This is a genomic window from Pontibacter amylolyticus, assembly GCF_014638845.1.
GTDB lineage: Bacteria > Bacteroidota > Bacteroidia > Cytophagales > Hymenobacteraceae > Pontibacter > Pontibacter amylolyticus.
Genome location: NZ_BMFP01000004.1, coordinates 127,996 through 153,652 on the forward strand (window position 1 = coordinate 127,996; position 25,657 = coordinate 153,652).

The window sequence follows — 25,657 nt, forward strand, 5'->3', positions numbered from 1 at the left end:
AATCAATTTGCAAAAAAAGTAGCAGGTATTTTGCTAAATATTTTAGTTGATTATGGCCGTCTTGTTACAACATATACCGACCGGCTTTTGTGCCATCTTACACGCTTTTTTATGATATATTTCAGGCTTTTATTTTGTGCGTTTGCTGTGCTATACAGTTATTTAGGGTATAGCCAGCTAAACAACGACGCCCTGAAGCTGGCTATACCTGTGAATCCTGAAAATGCTAACCAGATTAGAATTGGACTGCATGCCTTTGGCTTCTCTAAAAACAACGAGTACTTCAACAAGATAGCCGATGGCTATACCTTGTTTGGCTACCATTTGATGCCGCGCGTGAGCTACTACCCGTCTGCTTCTGTGCGAATTGATGCGGGCGCTTTTCTCTGGAAGGACTTCGGCAGCTCAGGCTACCAGGACTTTCAGCCGACCTTCACGGTGAAATGGCAGCAGGAAAACTGGGCCTTTGTGTTTGGCACGTTGGAAGGCAACGTCAGCCATGGGTATGTAGAGCCGCTCTATGATTTTGAGCGGGTGATCAACGACCGGCTGGAGAACGGCCTGCAGTTTTTGCTGAACACCCACCGCGTTAAATTGGATGCCTGGATCGACTGGAGCAAAATGATTTACCCGGCTGACCCGGTGCGGGAGGAAGTGGCCGGCGGCATCAGCTCTGCTATACGCCTGCTCAACAAACCCGGCAGGGTGGAGGGCGATACCCTGCGTCTGGCTATACCTGTGCAGTTCACGGCGCAGCACAAAGGCGGACAGATCGACGCTTCGCCATTGCCCTTACTCACGGTATTCAATGCCGCCGTAGGAGTTGAACTGGAGCGCCAACTGCCGCACCGCGTGCTCCACCGGGTATACACTAAAAACTACCTGCTTGGCTTCAACGACTTCTCCAACACCTTTCAACTGCCTTTCACGAAGGGCGGTGCCCTTTACCTGAATGCAGGTATAGACACCAAGTACCAGGATGTGATGCTGAGCTATTGGCGTGGTGACGGGTATATCACGGAGCTGGGAGGCAAGCTATTTCAGTCGGCTTCCACTACCTACAAAAACCCCGACTACATACAGGAAGACCGACATCTGCTGATTCTCCGCCTGATGAAGGACATCGAAGTACTGGACGACCTATACCTGACGCTGCGCCTGGAGCCTGTCATCGACCTGGATGATCCGAAACTGGAATTTTCGAACGCGCTATACCTGACATTCGATACGGACTTTTTTGTGGCGAAGCCTCGTAAGTAGAGGGGTTAAACCGCTTCCTGGGAATCGCGCTCTTTAAGCTGGGTTGCCTGTTCGTAATCGTCGCGGGTCATGCCGTAGTAGCTCAGGTCTAGAAGATCCTCGGAGTCGGCACCCCTGAAGTCACTTCGCAGCACGCCTTCTTTCACAAAGCCACAGCTCTCGGCCAACTGGGCGCACACATTATTATACTGTGTGCAGCGCATGTATACCTTGTTGAGCTTCAAGTCCTCAAAGGCAAAATGCAGCACCGCTCTGAAAGCTTCCTGCGCCAGGTCCAGCATTTCGGACCAGCTGGTGAAGTATAAGGCGGCCTCCGCTTTGGGCACGGACCGGTCTATGTTTTTGAGCGTGATATCACCGATATACGTGTTGCTCTCCCGAAGCCACACACCAAAATCAAACTGCTTGCGGTTATCCCAGTCGGTGCGCAATTGGGCCAGCTGTATGCGGGCATCTTCCAGCACGCGCACGCTGGCCACTCTTCCGGTAAAGGCCGGGCTCAGGGCCGATGCATCTTCATGGATAACACGCATAAACTCCTGCTCGTCTCCCTCTGCATAGGGCCTGATGACCAGATGGTCTGTCTCTAGTTGTTCATCAAAAGCATCGGGCAGGGTGTTGTATAAAAAGCTCATGGATATGTTTCGTTTTAATGGACAGATGGATCGTCGCCTCTCCTGCTTTGTCTGTCATACGCTAATCAGGCAAAAATGTAAGTATAATCTTTCCTGCCCTACTAAGTACCAACCGACCGGGAGTTGCAGCCGTTATAGGATGATACAATCTATGTGCTAAAAACTTTAACCATTGATCTATGAAAAACAGACTGGAAGGCAAAGTCGCTATCGTGACGGGCGGCGGAACAGGTATAGGAGAGGCCATCTGCAAGAAATTTGCGCAGGAAGGGGCCCGCGTAGTGGTAGCAGGTTTCCCGGAGGACCCCGTAGAAGACGTAGTGAAGGAAATCCAGAAGCAGGGCGGAGAAGCGATCGCCTATATCGGCGACATCTCCACTGCAGCCAACGCGAAGGCGTGTGTTGAACTGGCTGTGAAGCAATATGGACATCTCGATATCCTGGTGAATAATGCCGGGGTTTTCCCTGAGGTGAACCTGCTGCAGGACTATACCGAGGAATCCCTGGACTACATGATCAAGAACAACATCAAGACTGCCTTTGCCATGAGCAAGGCCGCCCTGCCCGAACTGCACAAGACGAAAGGGAACATCGTATCGGCCGGATCAGAAGCTGGCGTGATCGGCATAGCGCAAAATACCCCTTACGGTGGCACCAAAGGTTTTATTCATGCCTTTATGAAAGGGCTGGCCGTAGAGCAGGCGCAGTTCGGAGTGCGGGTGAACATTGTGGGGCCGGGGCCGATTGACACCGCCTGGACCCACGAGAGCACCGGCCCGATGGATGGCAAAATGGTGAAGACCATGAAAGGAGCCACGCCCATGGGGCGCCGGGGCAGCCCCGAAGAAGTGGCGAACGTTTACTGCTTCCTGGCCTCGGACGAAGCTTCGTATGTGACGGGTGCGCTCTATATGGTGGATGGCGGCATCACGGTGGCAAAAGGCCCGGTAGGGGAGGAAGCGGACTCCAGCATGAAGAAAGAACCCAAAGGGGAGTTGGAACTGGAGCATTCCAAAGAGGGACATACCTCTATCCGGAACAAGTAAGCACTCCCAGGTATAAAACACAAAGCGCCCGCAGGAATAAGACTGCGGGCGCTTTGTGTTTATCAGGTATAGCCGAGGGCTATTGATTCAATAGGAAAGGGTATTTGAAGTGTTTTGGGCTGTTAAGCTGCTGCTGGCGCATCATCACCTGCAGGGTATGGGCCGTTTCATTGAAAAACTCCAGTCTGCGGATCAGCATTTCTTTCTGCAGGATCACACCGCCTGACGTTTTCATGTAAGCTTTTTTGTCTTCCATGACACGCTGCAAGGTGTCCATCACCGTGTTCTCGTTCTGCTCAAACCAACGCGTGAAATCCTCCAGTCGGGCTGCCCCAGCTGTTTCAGATTTGAACTCAAGGCCATGCAAACGCAGAATATCAGCCAGCAGATCTACTTCCAGCGGAATAGATACATTGTATGGCATGGAGCGAACCTCCAGTTTGCTGTTCAGGGCTCCAATGATCGTGGCCAGGTTTTTTTTAAAGCGAACGTATAGCGCTGCCGCCTCCATAAGTCTCAGGGTAATGTGTCAAAAAATCAGTACAGGCGCAAAATTACACCAATAAGCTTAGATTGCTAAATTGTTTGGAGGTTAAATTGCTAAATGGCTGAATTGTTAAATTGTTGACTCTTGGATGGTTAAATTGTTCAATTGCTAAATTGTTGAAACCCTGTGTATCTGAAAAATCGAATAGGGCACACTCTGCTTTAACCTTCAACTGTATTCAGTTAGCTTTGCTATACCTTTCCAGCTTTAAACAATTTAACCATCAACAATTTAACAATTACAGGAGTTCTTGAATCAGCTGCTCTACCGTTATACCTTCTGCCTCGGCTTTGAAGTTACGCACTATGCGGTGACGGAGGATGGGTAGGGCAACGGCCTGTACGTCTTCTATATCTGGCGAGTATTTGCCGTTGAGCAAGGCGTTGCATTTCGCCCCGATGATCAAATGCTGGGAGGCACGCGGTCCGGCACCCCATTCCAGGTATTGACTGGCCCGCTCAGATCCCATTGCTGTATTTGGTCGGGTCTTGTGTACCAGCTTCACGGCATACTCCACCACATTGTCCACCACGGGTACGCGGCGCACCAGTTGCTGGAAGGCCATGATGTCATCGGCGTGCAGAATCTTGTCGAGAGCCACACGTGCTGCGCCGGTAGTGTTCTTCACGATCTGCAGTTCCGACTCGTAGCTTGGGTAGCCCAGCGTGATGTTGAACATGAAGCGGTCGAGCTGTGCTTCGGGCAGGGGATAGGTACCTTCCTGCTCAATCGGGTTTTGGGTGGCCAGCACGAAGAAAGGGCGCGGCAGTTCGTAGCGCTTGCCGGCTACGGTCACGGCATACTCCTGCATGGCCTCCAGCAGGGCCGCCTGGGTTTTGGGAGGCGTGCGGTTTATCTCGTCTGCTAGAATGATGTTGGCGAAGATAGGGCCCGTCACGAAGTTGAAATTACGGTCCTTGTCCATCGTTTCGGCTCCCACAATATCGCTCGGCATCAGGTCCGGGGTAAACTGCACCCGGCTGAAAGACATGTCGAGCGAGGAGGCGATGGTCTGGATGAGGAGGGTTTTGGCCAGGCCCGGAACGCCTACCAAGAGGCAGTGCCCCTGACAAAAAACGGCCGTAAGCACCAGCCGAACGACTTCTTCCTGTCCTACGATCACTTTTGATATTTCGGAAGTGAGGTCCTGGTAGGAGTGGTACAGCGCGTCGGCTGCTTCTTTGTCAGAGGTATACTGCTTCATGTATGTGTCTATTGCGTTAAGTCAAGCACTTTGCACTGGTCGTACTCGGGGTCGATCTCAATGAATACGGTGTCTATGTTTTTTCGGAACCACTCATCCACCGCTTTGTCCCTTTTCTGGGCCAGGGCGGCGGCGGCTATTTTCTGGTAGTCGTCGCGCATGTTGGCCAGGTGAGGGGTCGATTTGTAGCGAAGCATAATGATACGGGCGGCCTCTCTACCGTCCGGCGTGGTAAAGCTTACCGGCTTCGATACGTCACCCACTTTCATGGTGTCGATCACGAAGAAGATGCTTGGTTCCACCTCGTTCATCGGGATGTACGAGTTACCCGTCATACGGCTTATAAGGGTGCCTCCGTTGTCCTTTGTGTTCTTATCGTCCGAAAAATCTTTGGCAGCCTTCGCAAAGCTGATGCTGTCGTTCACGATGAGGGTGCGCACGCTGTCCAGTGCGGCGATGGCGTCCTGCACATCCACACGGGCAGTTTCAGGCTTGATGAGGATGTGACGTGTGTTGAACTCCTGTCCTTTGCGCTCGATCAGCTGGATCAGGTGAAAGCCGAACATCGACTCGATTACGTTCGACATCTGGCCTGGCTCGAGGCGCAGCGCAGCGGCTTCGTACTCCGGTACCAGTTCCTTTTTCTTGAAGAAACCAAGTTCTCCGCCTGCTTCTGCCGAGCCCGGGTCTTCAGAATACTCACGGGCCAGTGTAGCGAAGTCTTCGCCGGCCACAATGCGCTCGCGAATTGCTTCAAGCTTCTGGCGGGCAGCCTGCTTTTGCTGGCGGCTTACCTCGGCATACTTCACGATGTGGCTCAGTTGCACTTCGCTGGAGAAGTAAGGCAAGCTGTCAGCGGGAATCTGGTTGAAATAGCGGCGCACCTCTTTCGGGGTTACGGTTACTTTTTCAGTGATTTCGCGCTGCATCTTTTCCGACAACATCTGGTTGCGAACAGAGCGACGGAGTTCGTCGCGCAGTTGCTTTACGCTCTTGTTATAATATTGCTCCAGACGCTCCGTGCCACCTACCTGCGAGGCCAGGTAATCAATTCTGCGGTTTAGTTCACCAGTTACAGCCGTTTCTTCCACTACCACAGAGTCAATCTCGGCGCGGGCCAGCAACAGCTTTTCCTGCACCATCGACTTAAGGATCTCACACTTCATGGGTTCCGTCTGCGGGCTTGGCTGCTGTTTGTTCTGGGCCAGGAACTGCAGGTAGCTGAACTCAAGCTCTGAGCGCAGGATCACGTGGTTGTCTACCTTGGCTATGATGCCGTCCAGTTTCTTCTGGGTGGGCGCCTGTGCCGTCGCTGTAAAGGCTGTGATCAGGCAGAGCAGTAGCAGGGACAGGGTTCTCGTTTTATGGATTGTGTTGTACATGTTGGCTTCTATCGGTTCTCTTGTTGCGGACCCGCTTTATTTTCTAATGATTTTATCGACCTCTGTCTGGTTAACGCTAACCGGGTTCTTTTCCTGCAGCTGCTTCACCCACTGTTCGTCCAGATAGTTCTGGTAGTCGGCCGTTACCTGGCCTCTTACTTCGGAGAGCTGCTTTGGAGCAGGAGCCAGCACGTCGTGCACGATCACCAGGTACTGGCGCTCGTTCAGTTCGGTGTTGTAGGTTCCCTTCTCCCACTTAACAGCGTCCACGGCTTTGTTCTCGCCTTTCTGGAATCTCTTTTCAGTGATCTGCACACCCAGGGGGTTACCGGCATTCAGGTTGTCGGCCAGCACGCTTAGTTCGGGTGAGTAAAGCGTAAACGATACGCGTCTGTTGCGGCGGCGACCGGTTTCTGTATTATCAGCGGCGGCTTGCTTGGTTTTGCCCAGTGCTTTGGCGCTGAGCTGGTTGGCTGGTACGCCTCGTCCTGTCAGGAAGGCTACAATGGCTTTGGAGCGCTCTGCAGCGAGGTCACGCTTGCCGGCTGCCTCACGTGCGTCGGCGTGGCCATTCACTTCCAGCGTCAGGTTCGGGTTGTTGCTCAGGCGGTCTGCTAGTTCGCTTAATCGGGCTATGCTCGCCTGGTCCGGCGTGGCGCTGTTTGTTTCGAATGTGATATCGGCTGGTTTGCCGTTGCGCACCTCGTAGCGGCGCTCGTTCAATTGCTGCTGAGCCTTGGTGAGGAGCTCTTTGTTGGCAGCGCTGATCACGGTGGCATGCACGCGCTCTTTCCACTGGTACTTGTCGCGGTTCTGATCGAAGAAAGCCTTCAGACCAGTCGTGTCTTCCACCGCCTTCGACCATACCTTCTCGTCCATCAGCTGGAACAGGAGGATGCCATCGTGGTACTCGCGCACCAGCATGCGGTAGTCAGGGTATTTGTTTTCCAGGTTGGCACGCTCGTACGCCAGCAGGCTCTTCTGCACGAAGTTGTCGTAGAGCGAGTTCATGTGGTGTTGCGGAGTGCCGACCATACGCGGGCGCTGCTCTGCCTTCACGTAGGTATAGAAGTCGGCCACGGTATAGGGCTTGCCCTGTATCGTGAAGAGTGTGTTCTTCAGTGTTTTGTCGGCGGCATCAAAATCCCACTTGCCCTGCAGCAGGTCATCTGTTCCCTTGCTTAAAGCGGCGGCTTTGACAGTGGCGTCTTCGCTGAAGTTGTTTTCTGATTTGATGCGCTTCAGGAAGGCTGCCTTGTTGAGCTCAGAACGGGAGTCCTTGGCGATCTTGTTGCGCAGGTTTTGCTCCATGTCCTCAAACGAAGGAAGCGGCTGCTTGCCGATCAGCTTGATGATGTGCCAGCCATAGGGCGTCAGGACAGGAGGAGCTATTTCGCCCTCTTTCTTCAGACCAAACGCTACTTCCTCAAAGGACGGGATCATGCGGCCGGTACCGAACCAAGGCAGTTCACCACCGTTGGCGGCAGAGTTGGCGTCCTCCGAAAACTCAGCCGCCAGGCGGTCCCAGTTCTCGTTGCGCTGCACGCGCTTGTAAATAGCGTCTACGCGCTGCTTGGCTGCCAGCGAGTCCGCTTTCGGCATGCCCGGTGTGGCGCGCACCATGATGTGGGCCACTTTCACTTCGCCCTGCGCGTTGCGCTTGTCGTTTACTTTGATCAGGTGATAGCCGAAACGGGAGCGAACCGGCTGCGAGATCTGGCCAACCGGTGTTTTGTAGGCGGCGTCCTCGAAGCGGTAGACCATCTGCATGGCTGTGAAATAGCCCAGGTTGCCGCCGTTTTCGCTGGCGGACGGGTCGTGCGAAAACTCACGTGCCAGCTTGCCGAAATCCTCACCGGCCTTAAGTCGCTTGCGCAGCTCCATGGCCTGATTGTAGGCAGCCAGTGTATCCTGCGGACTCGGGTCGTTGGGCAGGCCCAGCAGGATGTGCGAGGCGTTTACCTCCTGTTTCAGGCGCTCATAAGCCTCCCGCACCAGTTGGTCGGTCACGCTCTTTTCGGTGAGGTAGGGTTGTGCAAGCTGCTCTTTGTAGCCCTCCAGTTCGCGCTTAAAAGCGGCGGTGGTGTCCAGGCCACGGCTCTCGCCTTCCATCACCTTCAGTTTGAACCGGGTATAGAGGTCGAGGTACTCGCTTACACTCTGGCGGGTATAGGCATCTTCGTTGCCCCCGTTGTTCTTCTCATACACATACTGAAACTCGGATGTGTAAATAGGTTGGGAGCCAATGGTCGCAATGATAGGTTCCTGCTTGTCATTCTTCTTAGTTGCGGTACAGCCAGCCATAACAAGAGCCGCTGCCGCAACAAGTAGTTGATTGCTGCGCATAAATAGATGATAAACTAACGCTTGGTTTTGCTCTGACGAGGTCAGATCATGCAATTTTAGTTAATTTTTCTGACAGATTAGTCAAAAAGTACCACTATAATCCTATTGCATGCGATTTCGTTCCGGATAACGGATGCGGGGCGCTAAAAGTGTGCAGTTCAGCCCTATTTAATTTTTTTGTACAGGAAGCAGGTGTTCTGCCTGTCGGTCGTCTCAAATTCCACACGGTCCATGATGCGGTTGACCAGGGCGATGCCGACGCCCCCTTTCTTGCCGACCCGGATGTGTTCTTCGATGTTAGGCTCTTTATACTCAGAGCGACGGAAGGCCACCCCGTTGTCGACGATCTCGAATTTGACGATGCCGGCCTTCTCCGTGATGGAGAGGGAAATGCTTTTGGACGGGTCTTCGTTGTTGGCGTGGATGATGAGGTTGGCGCATATCTCATCCACGGCCAATACGATCTGGTTCATCTGGATGTCTGACAAGGTATACACTGCCAGATACTCCGTGACGAAGTCCCGTATTTGCTTCAGATTTTTTTTAGTACAGCTAACTGTAATTTTATTATTCATCAGCAATGGTCATGGCTTCCTCGTAATCCGAAACAATGGTCATGAGCAGGTCGAGGCCCAGGATTTCGAATACGTTGCGCACTTTGTCCTGCATGTTGTAGAAAATGAGCTTGATGTGAGCATCCTCAAAGCGCTGCAGGTGCGAAATAAATACCCCAAGGCCTGCAGACGAAATGTAGTTCAGGTCTTTGCAGTCTACCAGGATCTTGCTGTAGGTCATAATCTCGGGGTCGGACAGTGCTTCATCGAGCATTACAGATGAGCTTGCGTCCAGTTCACCATCCAGGGTGATGATGATCGTTGTGTCTTTGATTTGGTTAGTAATTTTCATCGGCATCCTTTACGTATAACTATTCACTAGGTTGAGTCGGTTTAAACTTGATGACGAGCAGCGTCTGGTCGTCGTATATGTTTTCTGTCGGACCGGTAAAGTCCTCCAGATCGTTGATGATGGCGTACTTGATGTCCTCGGCCTCCAGGTGGTAGGTCTGGGTGAGCATGTAGCGCAGCCTGTCCTCTCCGTATTCGTCATTCTGCGGATTGCGGGCCTCCACGATGCCATCCGTGTAAATCACCATCACGTCGGTCGGGTTGTAGTCATAATACATTTCCCGGACGTGATTGTTATAACTTTTATCACGAATGATGCCAAGTCCCAGTCCATCCGTCTGAAAATAGAAGGTGTCGTCCATCATGGAGTTGTAATACAGGGTATGGCAGTGGCCCGCGCGGGCAAACATAAAGCCCTTCATGCGATAATCAATGATGTATAGCGCAGAAGTGATAAAAGAGGTTTTCTCGAGGCAGCGGCTCAGAGCGCTATTGGCCTGTTTCATGAACTCGCTTGGCGGCATATCCTGCTGCATCAGGCCATGAAAGATACCTTTCATCTGGGCCATGTGGAAGGCCGCCGAAATACCTTTACCCGACACGTCGCCGATGATGATGGCAATGCGCGACTCGCTTAGTTGCAGGAAGTCATAAAAGTCACCGCCCACCTCTTTGGCGGCTTTGGCGTAGGTCGAGATCTCAAACCAACTGTCGCTCGGGAATTTTTTCGGGATCAGGCTATCCTGCACCACCGAGGCGATCTTGAGTTCTTCTTTGTAACGCTCGTTCTGCAGCGACTCGTGCACCAGGCGCAGGTTCTCGATGGTGAGAATGGTCTGGTTGGTAAAAGTGCGCAGCACGTTCACCGTTTCCCTGTCAAATCCCTGCTCAATGTCCTTGAGCAGGTATAGCACCCCAAACAGGTGCTTCTTGGATTTGATTGGCAGGATGATGAGCGACTTCCAGGGCAGCGTCAGGTCACGGAAACCGGGGTTACGGTCGAGGTTGTTGTTGATGTAGTCGATGTGCTGGATGTTGTAGGCCAGCAGCAGGTGGCGGATGCGCTTGATCTGCTCTTCTTCTATGGTGAGCTGATGGCACAGTTCTATCTCGTCTTTTTTCTCGCCCCTGAATATCTCGAGCCAGGCAGCGCTGGCATCCGATGCCTTCACGGTACTCTCAAAGAGCATATCGTATACCTGTTTCTCACTCTGCCCCTGCTGTATAGACTGGCTTAGGCGCTGAAAATTGAGCAGGTCCTCGCTCTTTTGCTCAAACACACTGGAAGTTGGCAAGCTAAAAAGCGCCACAAGGAAAGAGGCCAGGGTATACAGGGCCACAAAGAACATGGCCAGCAGCAGGAAGCCCACGTCAGAGTAATCGATCACCAGCAGCGGGCTGTCTGCAAAGCCGTAGAAAAAGTCAAAGAAGATATAGCAGGCCAGCAGGATGGCCACGAGCAATATAAGAGACCTGCCTTTTTTGTTGAATGTCAGGTAGGCAACCCACTTCAGGTTGGTGCACAGGAACAAGGTATAGAGCCCGATCAATCCTAGCAAAGGCAGGAAGATCAGACTACTGTAGTTGAAATTGAGCAGCGTTAAAATCAGCGTGGCAAACAGCAGGATCTCGTACCAGTCCCAGGCGATCTGGATAAACTTGTTTTTATGATAGAGTATGAGCTGGCGCCAAACGTAAAAGGCCTTTGCCAGGAACAACACCATCAAGCCGAAGTTTAGCTGGTAGACCATGTGCAACAGCAGCGGCGACTGCACACTCGAGTAGTTGGTGACCATGCGGTATACCATGTACAAGGCAATGCTCAGGTAGGCGGCTATACCTCCTTTGGCAAAGATGTTCCAGAGGTAGCCGATAAAGTCTATTCCTTTGAGGTTCTCGGCGCTAAGGCGTTGAAAACCGAACACCGATATGATGAATACAACGATCAGGAAATTGTTGACGAAAGGAAGATCCAGCGCAATGGAGCTCTCGCGATGCATACTCTCAGCCGCCAACAGCACATTAGCCAGCAGGAGTGACCAGCTGATCAGGGCAGAGGTAATAAATAGAGATTTTGCGTTGGTTCTATAAAGCATAAAACGGAAAACCGTGCTTAGTTTTTTCGGCGATAGAAAATGGCTTGCCCGAGACTTTATCAGTTTGTAAGGTAAGAAAATTTTTTGCTCTTTGGCCAAGTTGTCGAGGTGAGTTTTGAAAGAACAACTTGCATAACGTAAAAAAGAAGAAGTAGGTTAACAAAAGCCAACCTACTTCTTCTTTAATGCTGTCAATGTAATAACTAGCGGCTGTAGTTCGGCGCCTCGCGCATGATGTGCACATCGTGCGGATGACTTTCGCGCAGGCCAGCCCCTGTTATTTTCACCATCTTGGCCTCTTGCAGTGTAGGTATAGTCGGCGTACCGCAATAGCCCATGCCGGCGCGGATACCACCCACCAACTGGTAGATCACCTCCGACACCAGACCTTTGTAAGCCACGCGACCCACTATACCTTCCGGCACCAGTTTCTTGCTGTCTTTTTCGTTGCCCTGGAAGTAGCGGTCTTTCGAGCCTTCCTCCATCGCCTCAATCGAGCCCATGCCACGGTAGGTCTTGAACTTACGTCCTTCGTAAATGATCATTTCGCCCGGCGCCTCTTCGGTACCAGCCAGAAGCGAACCCACCATTACGGTGCTGGCGCCTCCGGCCAGTGCCTTCACAATGTCGCCTGAGAACTTGATACCACCATCGGCAATCACTGGTACACCGGTTCCCTGCAGACCTCTGGCGGCTTCCATCACGGCAGACAGCTGTGGCATGCCTATACCTGCGATCACGCGGGTGGTGCAGATACTGCCCGGACCAACGCCTACTTTCACGGCATCGGCACCCGCATCTGCCAGGGCTTTTGCGCCATCGGCGGTGGCTACGTTACCGGCAATCACCTCTAGCTTCGGGAAATTTTCTTTGATCTTGCGTACCACGTCGAGCACACCTTTGGAGTGACCGTGCGCCGTGTCCACGCTGATCACGTCCACGCCAGCCTCTACGAGTGCTTTGATGCGGTCCATCACGTCAGGGGTTACGCCAACGGCGGCACCTACGCGCAGACGGCCGTATTCATCTTTGCAGGCGTTCGGGCGGTCTTTCTTTTTGAGGATGTCTTTGTAAGTGATCAAACCTACCAGGTTGCCCTTGTCGTCCACCACGGGCAGCTTCTCGATCTTGTATTCCTGCAGAATGTCTTCGGCTTTGGCCAGGTCAGTTCCTTTCGCGGCCGTGATCAGGTTTTCGGTCGTCATCACATCTCTTACAGGCAGCGACATGTTCTTCTCGAAACGTAGGTCGCGGTTGGTGAGGATGCCGGTCAGCTTGCCGTTTCCGTTGGTAATAGGTATACCGCCGATTTTGTTCTCCGACATGATGCGGATAGCATCGCCGAGCGTGGCGTCTTCCTGCAGGGTGATCGGGTCGAGGATCATGCCGCTTTCGGAGCGTTTTACTTTGCGCACCTGCTCCGCCTGCTTCTTGATCGACATGTTTTTGTGAATGATGCCGATGCCCCCTTCCTGTGCCATGGAAATGGCCAGTTCAGTCTCGGTAACAGTGTCCATAGCCGCGGATAGCAGCGGAATGTTGATTCGGATATTACGAGTAAGCTGTGTGGAAGTATCGGTGTTGTGGGGGAGCACCTCGGAGTAGGCCGGGAGCAGAAGCACGTCGTCGTAGGTGAGTGCCTCAAATACAATTTTGGATTGATCTGCGATCATGGCAAATAAATTAGGGGTCCTTATTTGCCGCGTAAAATTACATAAATTAATCCGGAAAATATAGCAAGCGGTGTGAGAAAATTATTTGGGTCATGCTACCGGGCTGCTGCCTTTGGCATTTTTTAGTGTCAAATGCCCCTTAGGATCGCATAAGGGGAAATATTATAAAAAGGGGATAAAAGCTGCTAATTTAAAAAGGACCCGGTACTGTATACCTAGTATACCCGCATAGTTGTATCAATCTGTGTTGCCCAGGCATGGATGCCGCCCTTCAGGTTGAGGAGGTTGTCGTAGCCGAGGCGCTGGGTAAGGTAGTGGATGGCCTGTGCGCTACGGAAGCCATGGTGGCAAACCATGACCACGGGCACGTCGCGGCGGATGCGGTTCACCTGCTTCGGCAGATCACCCAAAGGTATAAGTTCGCCGCCCAGGTTGCAGATCGCAAACTCTTCAGGCTCGCGCACATCCACAATCTGCAGTTCGGCGCTGCGGCCTAATCTCTCTTTCAGTTCCTGCGCTGTAATTTCGTCCATTGTAGTAGAGCTCCTGCCTTTGCTATACCTTAAGCTTTGGTGTTTTGGTTTCGATTTGCAAACTTACCAACAAATTGGTCCAAAACATGGGCTTGCGCAGGTATAGATGACAGATTTTTACTATAGCATGACAGCGGCGCTACAGGCCATGAGCCTGGTCGAAGTGATAGGGGTAATTACAGGTATAGCAGGAGTATGGCTGGCGGCCCGCCAAAGCATCTGGACCTGGCCGGTGAGTGTGGTGAGCGTAACGGCTTACGTGTTTGTGTTCTACGACGCCCGCCTTTACGCCGACATGGGGCTGAACGCCTTTTACATCATCACGAGCTTTTATGGCTGGTACGAATGGCTCTACGGCGGAAACGGACATACCGAGCGGAAAGTGACCCGAGTGGGGCAGCGGGAGTTAGGGGTGATGATTGCGCTTGCAGTGGTGTTTACCGCCAGTCTCGGCTATTTCCTGGACAACTATACCAACGCCGACCTATCGTACACCGACTCAGGTACGACCGCTGTGAGCCTGATGGCCTACTGGATGATGGCCAAGAAGCGCCTCGAAAACTGGCTGGTGTGGCTGGCCGTGGATGTCGTGTACATCGGGGTGTTCACCTATAAAGAGCTATACCTGACGGCTCTTCTGTACTTTATCTTCCTCATACTGGCTACCATCGGCTACCTGGACTGGAAGCGGGACATGGAAAAGGAAGCTGCAGCCCCTGTTACAAAGTGATTATTGGAAATATCCTGTTTTATGTTTTTATCTTATGCAGTCATGGCATGGTATGTGCCGTACATGAGTGTAACTGAGGCAATCGTTGAGTTTTAGTGCGCCCAAGTATGCGAGTACCTATGTTCCACGCTACAATGACACTATGTATGATGAACCGCAAGATTGAATTGCCAGACGAACTGAAGTACGAGAACCGTATGAAGTGGGGCTACGAGTCCCCGGACGAGAGCCCCAAGCGCCTGTTGCTCTGTCAGCACGGCGATCGGCACCCCAAAGAGGTAGAGGTGTATAATTTTTATGATTATAGCTTCACCGAGAATTAAGAAATACCCGTCTCACTAACCAGAGACGAAAGTACAGCGGGGACACATTCCTTAGAATGTGTCCCCGCTTTTTTTTGTGAAGTTCCTTACTATTCTACCTCCTGTCAGGCAGCGTTTACCTAGCTATATTACCCACCTGCTGTTTATTTGAAATTTTGTTAGATGGATTGTATTATTCAAGGTATAATGAATAAAAACTGGTTTATTTTTGAGGGCAGGTATAGCTACTCCGTCCCGACTTAACGAATGACTTTGCCTGTAGTGGAAACGGTTTATTGGCTGGCCAATCAGATTAGAGATATGTTATGATATAAACAGTAGGAGGCTGTTAAACAGAGCTGCCGCTGGTGGGGAAATCTGCCGGTGGCGGCTTTTTTATGGCAGGTCCTGCGATGGTGACTTTCTATATAATTGGGCTACCTTTGCAGTATGCTGAAAGTCGCCATTACAGGGCCTGAATCCACGGGCAAATCTACGCTGTCGCAGCAGTTGGCTGCGCACTACAACACCGTGTGGGTGCCGGAGTATGCGCGCACCTACGTCGAAACGCTCGACAGGCCCTATACCTTGCAGGACCTGGAGCAGATCGCCAGAGGGCAGCTGGCACTGGAGGCGCAGCTGCAGGCGCAGGCCGGGCGCATCCTCTTCTCAGACACCGACCTGCTGGTGATCAAAATATGGAGCGAGCATGCCTTCGGCGAGTGTCCCGACTGGGTGCTGCAAAAACTAAAGCAACAGGACTACAACCTTTACCTGCTGATGGGCGTTGATTTGCCGTGGGAGCCTGATCCGCAGCGGGAGCATCCGCACCTGCGCCAGTACTTTTATGACTGGTACAAACGGGAACTGGAAGCGCTGCAGGTGCCCTATCTGGAGATCAGCGGACAGCACGAAGACCGGTTCAACAAGGCCACCCGGCACATCGATGCGTTGCTCCAACATCAGACATAACTATACCTTGCCATGCTATACTATTTACAGAACTATAACTTTAAAGTGGGCGTCGAGAGCAAAGGCGCCGAGTTGCAGCACTTCATCAAGCTCGATGAGGGGTTGGAATTTATCTGGCAGGCCGACCCGAAGATCTGGGGCAGTCATGCACCCAACCTTTTCCCGATCGTGGGGGAGTTGCCCGAAGGAACCTATACCTACGAAGACGAGATCTTTGCCCTGAAGCGCCATGGTTTTGCGCGGCACAAGGAATTTAAGCTAATCGAGGAAGAAGAGGACAAGCTGGTGTTTGAGCTCGAAGACGATGAGGAGACCCACCAGGTATACCCGTTCAAGTTCAGGCTCCTGATCGCTTACAAACTTGAGAACAACAAGCTGTCGGTCACTTACCAGGTGCTTAACCGCGACAAGAAAGGCCTATACTTTTCCATCGGCGGCCACCCGGGCTTTAACGTGCCTTTTTATGCGGGCGAGCAATACGAAGACTATTTCATCGAGTTCGAGAAAGAAGAAACCCTGCACCGCTACCTGCTCACGGACGAAGGGCTGCAGAGCGGCGACACGGAAAAAGTGCTGGAGCACGATCGGGTGCTGCCCCTGAAGCACAGCTATTTTGCCAAGGATGCACTGGTGTTCAAGAACCTGAACTCAGACAAGCTGTCGCTGGGCAGCCGCACCAACCAGCGCCGCATCGAAATGACCTTTCCCGGTTTTCCATTCCTGGGCATCTGGGCCAAGCCGGGGCCGTCGCCTTACGTGTGCATCGAGCCCTGGTGCGGTATAGCGGGCCGTGACGGGGAGTCCGGCGAGCTCGATAAAAAGGAGGGTATCAACCTGCTCAGCCCGATGCATGTGTTCGAGCGCACCTATACCTTGGAAATACTGTAGCAGAAGCGAATCTCTTAAACTAAAAAGTCCCCTGCCGAATGATCGAGCAGGGGACTTTTTAGTTTCATTTTGTTTCATTGCAGGGAAGGTTCCGGAAACTTGGGAACCTTGATGCGTCGCAGGTCATAGTGCGGTTCATAATCATTGATGGGCAATGATATGCCGGGTGGCAGGTCCAGATCTGGCAGATCGTCGCCGAGCGGCTCACCTCCATCGTCATCGTTATCAGTAGAGGAAGACCCTCTGAATTTTTTGCGTGGAGCGAAAGCGTAGTATGCCAGTATCGTTAGCAGTGCTAAAGTATACAGTAAGCTGATCATCATCACATTTCTTCTTTAACTCTCTCTAAAATTGTTTCAGCCGGCCTGTTTTCCTGGCAAATCCAGCTTTGTTAGGAGCGGGCGCTTGAAAACGTGCCTTGTATTGTTTTCAACGTAGTTTGCCCGCAAGGGGTTATCGGCTTTTGTTAAAATAAAATTGTACTTAACTGGCTGATACTGTGGATTGGCCATTCTTTGCACCATAGGACTTTGTTTTGATCAAAAAACGGGTCTACCTTTGCATCAGTTTAGGGGTGCCTTATAACAACGGGCTGAGATCATACCCATTGAACCTGATTCCGGGTAATGCCGGCGAAGGGAAAAACACGGGGAAACAATGTAAAGCAGGCTGCCGGCCCCAGGCAGGTCTGTATGTTTCATCTTATTCTTTTCTTACACATCAAATGAAAAAATTACTGATTGTGATGGCAGCCGTCATGCTGTTGCCATTGCAGTTGCTCGCTCAGTATAAGCTGAGTGGCCACGTAACCGATGCAGCCCAAAACGAAGCGCTGGCGGGAGCTACCGTGGTACTTTCCGGCAGCAACCAAGCCACCGTTTCCGGCCCCGACGGCCGCTTTCAATTCCAGAACCTGCCAGCCGGCAGCTATACCTTGCAGGTATCTTACCTCGGCTTTGCTCAACTGAGCAGACAAGTGCAACTCAATGCCGACACGGAACTTCGTCTGGCCTTGCAGCCAACTAGTGTGAACACAGGTGAAGTACTGGTGTCGTCTACCCGTGCCAACGAAAGAACGGGAACAACTTTCACGAACGTTACCCGCGAAGAGATAGCGGAGCGCAACTTCGGGCAGGACCTGCCCTACCTGCTGGAGCAGACGCCCTCGGTGGTGGTGAACTCCGATGCTGGCGCTGGCGTGGGCTATACCGGTATCCGCATCCGCGGCTCCGACATCACCCGCATCAACGTGACGGTGAACGGTATACCTGTCAACGACTCCGAAAGCCACGGTACTTTCTTTGTGAACATGCCAGACTTTGCCTCCTCTGTGGAAGACATGCAGGTGCAGCGCGGGGTGGGCACGTCCACCAACGGAGCGGGTGCCTTTGGAGCCAGCATCAACATTCAGACGCAGCGGGTTCGCCGTGAGGCCTATGCCGAAACCGACAATAGCTACGGCTCTTTCAACACCTGGAAAAACAACGTGCGCTTCGGCACGGGCCTGATCAACGGCAAGTTCGCCTTCGACGGCCGTTTGTCGCGCATCAAGTCCGACGGCTACATCGACCGTGCTTTTTCTGACCTGAAATCCATGTACTTCTCAGGAGGCTACTACGGCGACAAAACAACGGTGAAGTTCGTGACCTTCTCGGGACAGGAGCAGACCTACCAGGCCTGGTATGGCACACCGGAGGCGCTGGTGTATGGCAATGCCGCCGACCTGCAGGCCTACATCGACCGCAACGGAATTGAAGGCAGCGACCTGGAGAACCTGCGCACCGCCGGCCGCCGGTATAACTACTATACCTACGACAACGAAACAGACAATTATCAGCAGGATCACTACCAACTGCACCTGTCGCATGATTTCACCCCGGAGCTTACTTTCTCGGGTGCGCTGCACTATACCTATGGCCGCGGCTACTACGAGCAGTTCCGTGCCAACGACAAACTCTCCAGCTACGGTTTGCCGAATGTGGTGATAGGAGAGGAAACGATCAGCCGCACTGATTTGATCCGCCGCCGCTGGCTCGACAACGACTTTTTCGGAGCCACCTACGCCTTGCAGTATTATCCAACGCCACGCTTGAATGCAACCCTGGGCGGTGCCTGGAACAGGTATGACGGGGATCACTTCGGAGAGGTGATCTGGGCCAGATTCGCCTCTACATCCAACCTCGGCGACCGCTATTACGACAACAATGCCGTGAAGACGGACTTCAATATTTTCGGCAAAGTGACCTACAGCCTGACGGACCAGTTGAGCCTGTTTGGTGACATGCAGGTGCGGAACGTGAATTATACCTTCGAGGGCATCGACAAAAACTTCGAGAACCTGGAGCAGGAGGTGGATTTTACCTTCTATAACCCCAAGGCAGGTATAAGCTACGAGTTGAAACCGGGTCATCAGCTCTACGCCTCTTATGCCATCGGTAATCGCGAGCCGGTGCGCGACGATTTTACCGAGTCTACCGCAAGCAGCCGTCCGAAGCACGAGACGCTGCGCAACGTAGAGGCCGGCTACCGTGGTCAGTTGGTGCTGGGCGAGCTGGTAGGGCGTGAAGTGGGTGCGAGTCTGGAAGCGAACTACTTCTTCATGGACTACAAAAACCAGCTGGTGCTGACCGGCGAGATCAACGATGTGGGTGCCTATACCCGCACCAATATCGATAGGAGCTATCGCAAGGGTATAGAGCTGGCTGGAGCGGTCCGCCTGGGTGATTTAGCAAGTCTGAGCAGCAACCTGAGCTACAGCCAGAACAAGGTGCGCAACTTCGAAGAATTCATCGACGACTACGACAATGGCGGTCAGGTCCTGAACCGTTACAGTGAGTCAGCCATTGCCTATTCCCCTGATTTTGTGTCGGCCACACAGCTGGAGGTAGAGGTGCTGAAAGGCCTGAAGGCAGCGTTTATTTACAAGACCGTGAGCAGGCAATACCTGGATAATACCGAGAACGAGAACCGCACTATACCTGCCTACCAGGTAGGTGATCTGCGCCTGCGCTACACCACCGGTTTCACGGGCGTACTGAAAGGGTTGGAACTTGGCCTGCAGGTCAATAACATCTTCAACGAACGCTACGCAGCCAATGGCTATACCTACAGCTACATAGCAGGAGGGGAGCAGACGACCGAAAATTTCTACTACCCGCAAGCTACCCGTAACTTCCTGGCCTCTGTCGGTCTAAGATTTTAACATAGATTGAGAATTTTTTGGAAAGGCCCCGCCAATTGGTGGGGCCTTTTTTTTGATCAGGATTTGTTGAATTGTTAATTGCTAATTGTTGCCGGTGCACGATTGGTACTGGGCGCGCCCTGATACCTTCAAATACGCTAATGCTCTCAATGCCTTCAAATACACTACTGCTCTTCCGGATTTCCGAATCCGGAAGTTAACTGTTGGGGATGTCCACATCCCCGTATGCTGATCGTATTTTCAAGTATAGGGGACAAGGATGTCCCCGGCAGAAATACTTTCGGACACGGATGTCCGAAAGAGCACCAAAATCCGGGAGAGCACTAAAACATACACACGGGGATTAGGAAATCCCCGACAGTGGGGGTAGGGGCCCTCTTGGAAGCTTCGGGATAGATAAATCCCGAAGAGCCTCATGGTAGGGACTTTTTGAAAACGTGACTACTTGTAGGGACAGGTCGCGACCTGTCCGAATCGTGCACCGGCAATCATGCACCCGTATACCAAACCGAACCATGTAACGACATTCATGAACCGCTATACCTGCCCGAATTGTGCGCCGCTATACCTGTCCAAATGCCGTGCCAGCACACCTATCCGAATCTTACAGGGAAATTCCCTCCTCGGACAGGAAAATTCCCTCCTCGGAGTGGCAGGTTAATCGTGCACCGGCAACAATTAGCAATCAGCAATTAACAATTCAGCCACCCTGTAAATCCTTGGGGTTGGGGCCCTATTTAGAGATTCAGAAATCTTGTTATATTTGCGTGTTACCCTTACCCTTAAAAGATAAAATAAGCTATGGCCTACGAATCATCAGGAGCCCCTGACTACTATAACATTGACGATTTACTCACAGAGGAGCATAAACTCATTCGCCAGTCCCTGCGCGAATTTGTGAAGCGCGAGATTTCTCCGAACATCGAGCAGTGGGCGCAGGACGCGCACTTCCCTTCCGAGATCGTGAGAAAATTTGGTGATGTGGGTGCTTTCGGACCGACTATACCTGCCGAGTACGGCGGTGGCGGACTGGACTACATCAGCTACGGCATCATCATGCAGGAGATCGAGCGTGGTGACTCCGGTATGCGCTCTACTGCTTCGGTGCAGGGCTCGCTGGTGATGTACCCGATCTATGCTTATGGTTCGGAAGAGCAGCGCAAAAAGTACCTGCCCAAACTGGCCAGCGGCGAGTGGCTGGGCTGCTTCGGCCTGACCGAGCCGGACCACGGTTCTAACCCGGGCGGTATGACGACCAACATCAAAGACATGGGCGACCATTACCTGCTCAACGGCGCCAAGATGTGGATATCCAACTCTCCAGAGAGCCAGGTAGCGGTGGTGTGGGCCAAAAACGAAGAAGGTCGCATCAAAGGTCTGATCGTGGAGCGCGGTATGGAAGGCTTCTCAGCGCCGGAAATTCATAACAAGTGGAGCCTGCGCGCCAGCTGCACTGGCGAACTGGTGTTCGACAACGTGAAAGTACCGAAAGAAAACCTGCTGCCGAACGTGGAAGGCCTACGCGGACCGTTAGGCTGCCTCGACTCCGCCCGCTACGGCATTGCCTGGGGCGCGATTGGCGTAGCCATCGACTGCTACGAGTCGGCCCGCAAGTATGCCATGGAGCGCATCCAGTTCGACAAGCCGATCGGCGCTTTCCAGCTCACACAAAAGAAACTGGCCGAAATGCTGACCGAGATCACCAAAGCGCAGCTACTGGCCTGGAGACTCGGCACCTTGAAAAACGAAGGCAAAGCCACCACGCAACAGATCTCGATGGCCAAGCGCAACAACGTGGACATGGCCCTGCACATCGCACGCGAAGCACGCCAGATCCACGGCGGTATGGGCATTACAGGCGAATACCCGATCATGCGCCACATGATGAACCTGGAGTCAGTGATCACCTACGAAGGCACGCACGACATCCACCTGCTCATCACCGGTGCTGATATTACAGGTATACCAGCGTTTAAATAGACCCCATCCAACCCGGCCCTAAAAACAGGGGAGGGCTTTTAATATAGAAAGGCAGCTACGGGAGTGGCTGCCTTTTCTGTTTCAGTAGACCTCGCGGTGTGCGCAGCTCCCGCGAGTGTCTGGAAGTCGTATAAGCCTTTATCGCAGAGAGCAAGGAAATACAGCAACAGCCGGCCCAGGTATAGGTATAGGTAGGCGGGTCAGTCCAGACTACACTTCCCGCTCCCAAAACTCCTCCCTGCTTCTGCCTCCGGGGTTGTACTTCATCATATCCTGCCAAAGCCGGTCAAACTCCTCGCTGAAATCCTGTACGATGCTGCGGTTGTCAGTAATCAGGATGTTCTCGTGGTTGTAGAGGGCGGCGCTGCGGGTCCAGTTGTAGCTGCCGGTCAGTACACGTAACTCATCAAAAATGGCGAACTTGTGGTGCATGTGGTTGCGCGTTTTGTCAATCCGCACCTCCAACCCTCTGGCAGCGAGTTCTTGTATGTCCGATCCCGCATCGTGCAGCTTGTGGTTGTCTGTCATAATTTTGATAGCAATACCACGTTTATGCGCCCGCACAATGGATTCTGTTATTCGGTTGTCGCTGATGGTGAACACGCATATTTTTACACTTTCTTCGGCCGCGTCCATACAGGCGATGATGGCGTTTAGGCAGTCGTCGCCGGGGCTGAAGAAGGCATGGCTGGTGATTCTTTGCTGATGGGTTTGCATCGGGTGCTGGTTTTGAGTTTTGTAAGGTACTACAGACCTATCAGATTTCTAAACGAACTCCTTTATTTGCTAACCTGATTAGAATTTTGGTGAATCACTATAATATAGTTAGCAAAATTTAGTAAATTCGTCTGCAGAAATGGAGCGAAAGCAACGCTGAAACTGTTACCTTTAGGTATAGCAGAAAGCGCTAAATCAGATAGCATTTTTATGAGAGAAGATTACCTGACTGGCAGTAACGACTACATGTCGCCGGTCGAAAAAGACATAGACAAGGCGCTCCGTCCGCTGAGCTTTGCCGACTTTACAGGGCAGGCCAAAGTGGTGGAGAACCTCAAAATATTTGTGCTGGCGGCCAAAAACCGTGGCGAGGCGCTGGACCATGTGCTGCTGCACGGACCTCCCGGTCTGGGCAAGACCACGCTGTCGCACATCATCGCCTCGGAGTTGGACGCAGGTATAAAAATGACCTCCGGACCGGTACTGGACAAGCCCAGCGACCTGGCTGGTTTGCTCACGAACCTGGACCCGAACGATGTGCTTTTCATCGACGAGATACACCGCCTCAACCCAATTGTGGAAGAGTACCTGTACTCGGCCATGGAGGACTACAAGATCGACATCATGCTCGACTCGGGACCGAACGCCCGCTCCGTGCAGATCAGTCTGAACCCGTTCACGCTGATCGGTGCCACGACGCGTTCTGGCTTGCTGACAGCACCGTTGCGCGCCCGTTTCAGTATTAACTCACGTCTGGAGTACTATGATGCCGAACTACTGACTTCGATTGTGAAACGCTCTTCGGCTTTATTGGGTGCTCCTATACATGAGGATGCCGCTTTCGAGATTGCCCGCCGTAGCCGGGGCACGCCGCGTATCGCCAACAACCTGTTGCGCCGTACCCGCGACTTTGCCCAGGTGAAGAGCAACGGTACCATCGATGTGGAGATCGCACGTTTCGCCCTGGCTGCCCTGGACGTAGACCACAACGGCCTCGATGACATGGATAAGCGCATCCTGTCCTGCATCATCGACAAGTACAAAGGCGGTCCGGTAGGTATATCCACCATCGCGACGGCCTGCGGCGAAGAGGCAGAGACGATTGAGGAGGTATACGAGCCGTTCCTGATCCAGGAAGGCTACATCAAACGCACCGCCCGCGGACGTGAAGCTACGGAAGCTGCTTACAAGCATTTAGGCAAAATTCCACCGCAGCAAGTAGTGGCTGGTGGTTTGTTTGATCAGGCTGAATAATTATTGTTTGTGATATGTGAAAAAAGCAGGCTATAGGCCTGCTTTTTTTGTTTTAGCAGGTATGACCTTTCCTATACCTTGTTTCACCAAGTGAGCTTTACTTTATCCTCGTCCCGCTTTTCCAGATACCCATGATTTTGCTGAGGGACTCAATGTCGCTGGTTGGGTCGCCATCAATCAGTAAAAAGTTAGCTTTATTATTCTCTTTGATAAGCTGGTTCTCCAAGAAATTGAAAGCGATTGCCGGGTTAATGGTAGCAGTTTTCAGTGTTTCAAAATCGCTAAGCCCTGATGCCTTAAGTAATCTCAATTCCTCCAATAAGTCATCATGAAAGTTTATACCTAGATTAGGTGCATCTGTTCCGGCCAATAAGAGTATTTGATTTTGGTGTAATCTATACACTTCCCTCTGTATCTCATCAAAGTGCAGGTGTTGCAGGGCCAGCTCCTTTTGGTCAGCGTATTGTAGGAGTTTCTTTGTGACGTACAAAGTTGGCATGACGAAAGGTTTTGTGTGGCCAGCCGAGCCAGTTGCTCTTCATCCATTGCGCTGTCAAACCAAATATGCGCAAATCCATCAACCTTTAATTCACTGACTGCAAGCGCATCGTCCAAAGTAGAAATATGCGCCAGGGCTAATTTGCCGTTTTGATGAGCGGCTTCTATAAGTGCTCCAATAGTTGCAAAGTCTAGTGTAGACCGTAGGGGCTCCCTGATTACTTTGATATAATTGACTCCATCATCGACCCTATTCCTGATAAATAGACTCGCCTCGCCAGGATGGGAGACGGTGGGTACAGCATAACCTAATTGCGTGCCGTGTCCACCCGGGGCTGTAGCTCCTGGTCCTGAGGTATAGTAAGTAGCGTAATGTGTAGAATCGTTAAACGTCCGGAGTTGCTTCGCCTTTTCACTGGAGGTATATAGGTCGAGTACCGTGCCTATACCCTGCGCCAGTCTTTCTTTTAGGTGCAGCGGTTCGTGCACATGGGCGTGCGCATTTACCAGCAGCGGTACGATGGTCTTGCCTCTCCCATCTACTATGGTAGCGGCTTCATCCGATATATGTTCCCCAATCGAAATAATTACGCCATCCGAAATCAGTACATCCACCTGCTCCCTGATTGTTGAGCCGTCATACAATCTAACCTGTTTTATCAGCACATGCTGATTGCTATTGCCACATCCATAAAGTAACAGGCAACAGAGGAGCACTGTAATTTTAAAGGTATACTCGAGGGCTCGGAGAATCATGGCAGATAATTGACAGAACAAGACAAATGTATATTATTCTGAGAATAGGTGCATACAAATGCTACTCCGTCTTCTTAATCTCCGCTATCACTTCCACTTCCAGAATAGTGTCTTCCTCAAACAGCCTCGATACCTGAACCCATGTGGCAGCTGGTGTGTGGTTATCATAATATCTCTTGCGTATGGGCTGACATTTCTTGGCTGCTTCAATGTCTGTGGCATACAGGTTCTCCTTTACCACATGCGTCAAATCAAGTCCGTATTGCTTCAGCGTTAATTCAATGGTTTTGTATACGTGTTCCATCGCCTTGTCCATGTCACCTTTCCCGACGGTGCCTGACAGGTATAGCATGTTGCCGCTCCGATAGGCCTGGGCATAATTCCACTCCTGCTCACCCTTCGGATGCAAATGAAAGACTTTGCCATTCTGTAATTTTTGTCCCTGTGCCTGCCCGTTATAAGCAAAGCCAATGAGTAAGGCGATTAGTAATAGAAGGTTCTTTCTCATAGTTTCGAAACTGTTATAAGTTTCATCTGCTATACCTAAGAGTATGCCAACAAAAGAAAGTGCCTTTACCGGGGCTAGGGGGATGTTTAGAGAAGTGATGGGTGCGGTATAAGTGTTCTGAATAGTACAGCCCTGTTCGCAATCGGACAGAAAAGGACGCGCAAATTCAAGAGGCAGGTATAACTGAAGCAAACTTAGATTAGAATCGGACTTTTTTCTCCCT

24 protein-coding genes and 1 riboswitch are annotated in these 25,657 nt (G+C 52.0%); of the genes, 9 read left to right on the forward strand and 15 right to left on the reverse strand.

Going from position 1 to position 25,657, the window contains the following annotated elements:
* Positions 1–147 precede the first annotated feature (147 nt).
* Entirely contained in the window at positions 148–1,260 is a 1,113-nt protein-coding gene (locus IEV97_RS11215; protein WP_188501602.1) for a lipid A deacylase, read from the forward strand.
* A gap of 5 nt (positions 1,261–1,265) precedes the next feature.
* Here IEV97_RS11215 and IEV97_RS11220 read toward each other — a convergent pair whose 3' ends face one another.
* The gene (locus IEV97_RS11220) at positions 1,266–1,895 is read right to left on the reverse strand and encodes a GNAT family N-acetyltransferase (protein ID WP_188501603.1); all 630 of its coding nucleotides are present in this window, start codon (positions 1,893–1,895) and stop codon (positions 1,266–1,268) included.
* 179 nt (positions 1,896–2,074) lie between these two features.
* On the opposite strand from IEV97_RS11220, the gene IEV97_RS11225 reads away from it, so the two are divergent.
* Positions 2,075–2,941, forward strand: a complete 867-nt coding sequence (locus tag IEV97_RS11225; RefSeq protein WP_188501604.1) for an SDR family NAD(P)-dependent oxidoreductase — start codon at positions 2,075–2,077, stop codon at positions 2,939–2,941.
* 79 nt (positions 2,942–3,020) lie between these two features.
* Here the strand turns inward: IEV97_RS11225 and IEV97_RS11230 are convergent, their stop codons facing one another.
* The 9 genes from IEV97_RS11230 to IEV97_RS11270 form a co-directional block, all read right to left on the reverse strand.
* A complete protein-coding gene (locus tag IEV97_RS11230) occupies positions 3,021–3,452 on the reverse strand; it encodes a hypothetical protein (RefSeq protein WP_188501605.1) in 432 nt (143 codons plus the stop codon).
* A 274-nt stretch (positions 3,453–3,726) separates the two neighbouring features.
* Positions 3,727–4,692, reverse strand: coding sequence for an AAA family ATPase (locus tag IEV97_RS11235; protein WP_188501606.1), 966 nt, complete (start codon positions 4,690–4,692; stop codon positions 3,727–3,729).
* A gap of 8 nt (positions 4,693–4,700) precedes the next feature.
* Complete coding sequence (locus tag IEV97_RS11240) at positions 4,701–6,074, reverse strand: peptidylprolyl isomerase (RefSeq protein WP_188501607.1); 1,374 nt, start codon at positions 6,072–6,074, stop codon at positions 4,701–4,703.
* 36 nt (positions 6,075–6,110) lie between these two features.
* Positions 6,111–8,420: a peptidylprolyl isomerase gene (locus IEV97_RS11245; RefSeq protein WP_229733902.1), complete on the reverse strand. Its 2,310-nt coding sequence runs from the start codon at positions 8,418–8,420 to the stop codon at positions 6,111–6,113.
* Between the two features lie 164 nt (positions 8,421–8,584).
* Positions 8,585–8,995, reverse strand: coding sequence for an ATP-binding protein (locus IEV97_RS11250; protein WP_188501608.1), 411 nt, complete (start codon positions 8,993–8,995; stop codon positions 8,585–8,587).
* Entirely contained in the window at positions 8,988–9,326 is a 339-nt protein-coding gene (locus IEV97_RS11255) for an STAS domain-containing protein (RefSeq protein WP_188501609.1), read from the reverse strand. Before IEV97_RS11255 ends, IEV97_RS11250 begins: the two co-directional genes overlap by 8 nt.
* Before the next feature lie 19 nt (positions 9,327–9,345).
* Positions 9,346–11,421 carry a SpoIIE family protein phosphatase gene (locus IEV97_RS11260; RefSeq protein WP_229733903.1) on the reverse strand — a complete coding sequence of 692 codons (2,076 nt, stop codon included), beginning with the start codon at positions 11,419–11,421 and terminating at the stop codon, positions 9,346–9,348.
* A gap of 203 nt (positions 11,422–11,624) precedes the next feature.
* Positions 11,625–13,094 carry an IMP dehydrogenase gene (gene guaB / locus IEV97_RS11265; RefSeq protein WP_188501611.1) on the reverse strand — a complete coding sequence of 490 codons (1,470 nt, stop codon included), beginning with the start codon at positions 13,092–13,094 and terminating at the stop codon, positions 11,625–11,627.
* 215 nt (positions 13,095–13,309) lie between these two features.
* Positions 13,310–13,627: a rhodanese-like domain-containing protein gene (locus tag IEV97_RS11270; RefSeq protein ID WP_188501612.1), complete on the reverse strand. Its 318-nt coding sequence runs from the start codon at positions 13,625–13,627 to the stop codon at positions 13,310–13,312.
* A 106-nt stretch (positions 13,628–13,733) separates the two neighbouring features.
* Between IEV97_RS11270 and pnuC the strand changes: the two genes are divergently transcribed.
* The 4 genes from pnuC (at position 13,734) to IEV97_RS11290 (ending at position 16,519) form a co-directional block, all read left to right on the forward strand.
* Complete coding sequence (gene pnuC / locus IEV97_RS11275; protein ID WP_188501613.1) at positions 13,734–14,357, forward strand: nicotinamide riboside transporter PnuC; 624 nt, start codon at positions 13,734–13,736, stop codon at positions 14,355–14,357.
* A 119-nt stretch (positions 14,358–14,476) separates the two neighbouring features.
* Entirely contained in the window at positions 14,477–14,680 is a 204-nt protein-coding gene (locus IEV97_RS11280; protein ID WP_188501614.1) for a hypothetical protein, read from the forward strand.
* Between the two features lie 429 nt (positions 14,681–15,109).
* Positions 15,110–15,631, forward strand: coding sequence for an AAA family ATPase (locus tag IEV97_RS11285; protein ID WP_188501615.1), 522 nt, complete (start codon positions 15,110–15,112; stop codon positions 15,629–15,631).
* Between the two features lie 12 nt (positions 15,632–15,643).
* The gene (locus IEV97_RS11290; protein ID WP_188501616.1) at positions 15,644–16,519 is read left to right on the forward strand and encodes an aldose 1-epimerase family protein; all 876 of its coding nucleotides are present in this window, start codon (positions 15,644–15,646) and stop codon (positions 16,517–16,519) included.
* Between the two features lie 74 nt (positions 16,520–16,593).
* On the opposite strand, the gene IEV97_RS11295 is transcribed toward IEV97_RS11290, so the two are convergent.
* Positions 16,594–16,842 (reverse strand): hypothetical protein, encoded by a 249-nt coding sequence (locus tag IEV97_RS11295; protein WP_076669363.1) that lies wholly within the window; start codon positions 16,840–16,842, stop codon positions 16,594–16,596.
* 237 nt (positions 16,843–17,079) lie between these two features.
* Positions 17,080–17,178, forward strand: a riboswitch (TPP riboswitch).
* 65 nt (positions 17,179–17,243) lie between these two features.
* Here IEV97_RS11295 and IEV97_RS11300 point away from each other — a divergent pair.
* Both IEV97_RS11300 and IEV97_RS11305 read left to right on the forward strand, forming a co-directional pair.
* The gene (locus IEV97_RS11300; protein WP_188501617.1) at positions 17,244–19,721 is read left to right on the forward strand and encodes a TonB-dependent receptor; all 2,478 of its coding nucleotides are present in this window, start codon (positions 17,244–17,246) and stop codon (positions 19,719–19,721) included.
* An 801-nt stretch (positions 19,722–20,522) separates the two neighbouring features.
* Positions 20,523–21,701, forward strand: a complete 1,179-nt coding sequence (locus IEV97_RS11305; RefSeq protein ID WP_188501618.1) for an acyl-CoA dehydrogenase family protein — start codon at positions 20,523–20,525, stop codon at positions 21,699–21,701.
* A 210-nt stretch (positions 21,702–21,911) separates the two neighbouring features.
* On the opposite strand, the gene IEV97_RS11310 is transcribed toward IEV97_RS11305, so the two are convergent.
* On the reverse strand, positions 21,912–22,418 hold the full coding sequence (locus IEV97_RS11310; RefSeq protein ID WP_188501619.1) for a phospholipase D-like domain-containing protein: 507 nt from the start codon (positions 22,416–22,418) through the stop codon (positions 21,912–21,914).
* Positions 22,419–22,628: 210 nt separating this feature from the next.
* On the opposite strand from IEV97_RS11310, the gene ruvB reads away from it, so the two are divergent.
* Positions 22,629–23,672 carry a Holliday junction branch migration DNA helicase RuvB gene (ruvB, locus tag IEV97_RS11315; RefSeq protein ID WP_188501620.1) on the forward strand — a complete coding sequence of 348 codons (1,044 nt, stop codon included), beginning with the start codon at positions 22,629–22,631 and terminating at the stop codon, positions 23,670–23,672.
* Between the two features lie 97 nt (positions 23,673–23,769).
* Here the strand turns inward: ruvB and IEV97_RS11320 are convergent, their stop codons facing one another.
* The 3 genes from IEV97_RS11320 to IEV97_RS11330 all read right to left on the reverse strand — a co-directional run bounded on the left by IEV97_RS11320 (position 23,770) and on the right by IEV97_RS11330 (position 25,434).
* Positions 23,770–24,042 carry an amidohydrolase family protein gene (locus IEV97_RS11320; protein ID WP_188501621.1) on the reverse strand — a complete coding sequence of 91 codons (273 nt, stop codon included), beginning with the start codon at positions 24,040–24,042 and terminating at the stop codon, positions 23,770–23,772.
* Entirely contained in the window at positions 24,015–24,926 is a 912-nt protein-coding gene (locus IEV97_RS11325) for an amidohydrolase family protein (RefSeq protein WP_188501622.1), read from the reverse strand. Before IEV97_RS11325 ends, IEV97_RS11320 begins: the two co-directional genes overlap by 28 nt.
* Before the next feature lie 61 nt (positions 24,927–24,987).
* Positions 24,988–25,434: a RidA family protein gene (locus IEV97_RS11330; protein ID WP_188501623.1), complete on the reverse strand. Its 447-nt coding sequence runs from the start codon at positions 25,432–25,434 to the stop codon at positions 24,988–24,990.
* Positions 25,435–25,657 lie beyond the last annotated feature (223 nt).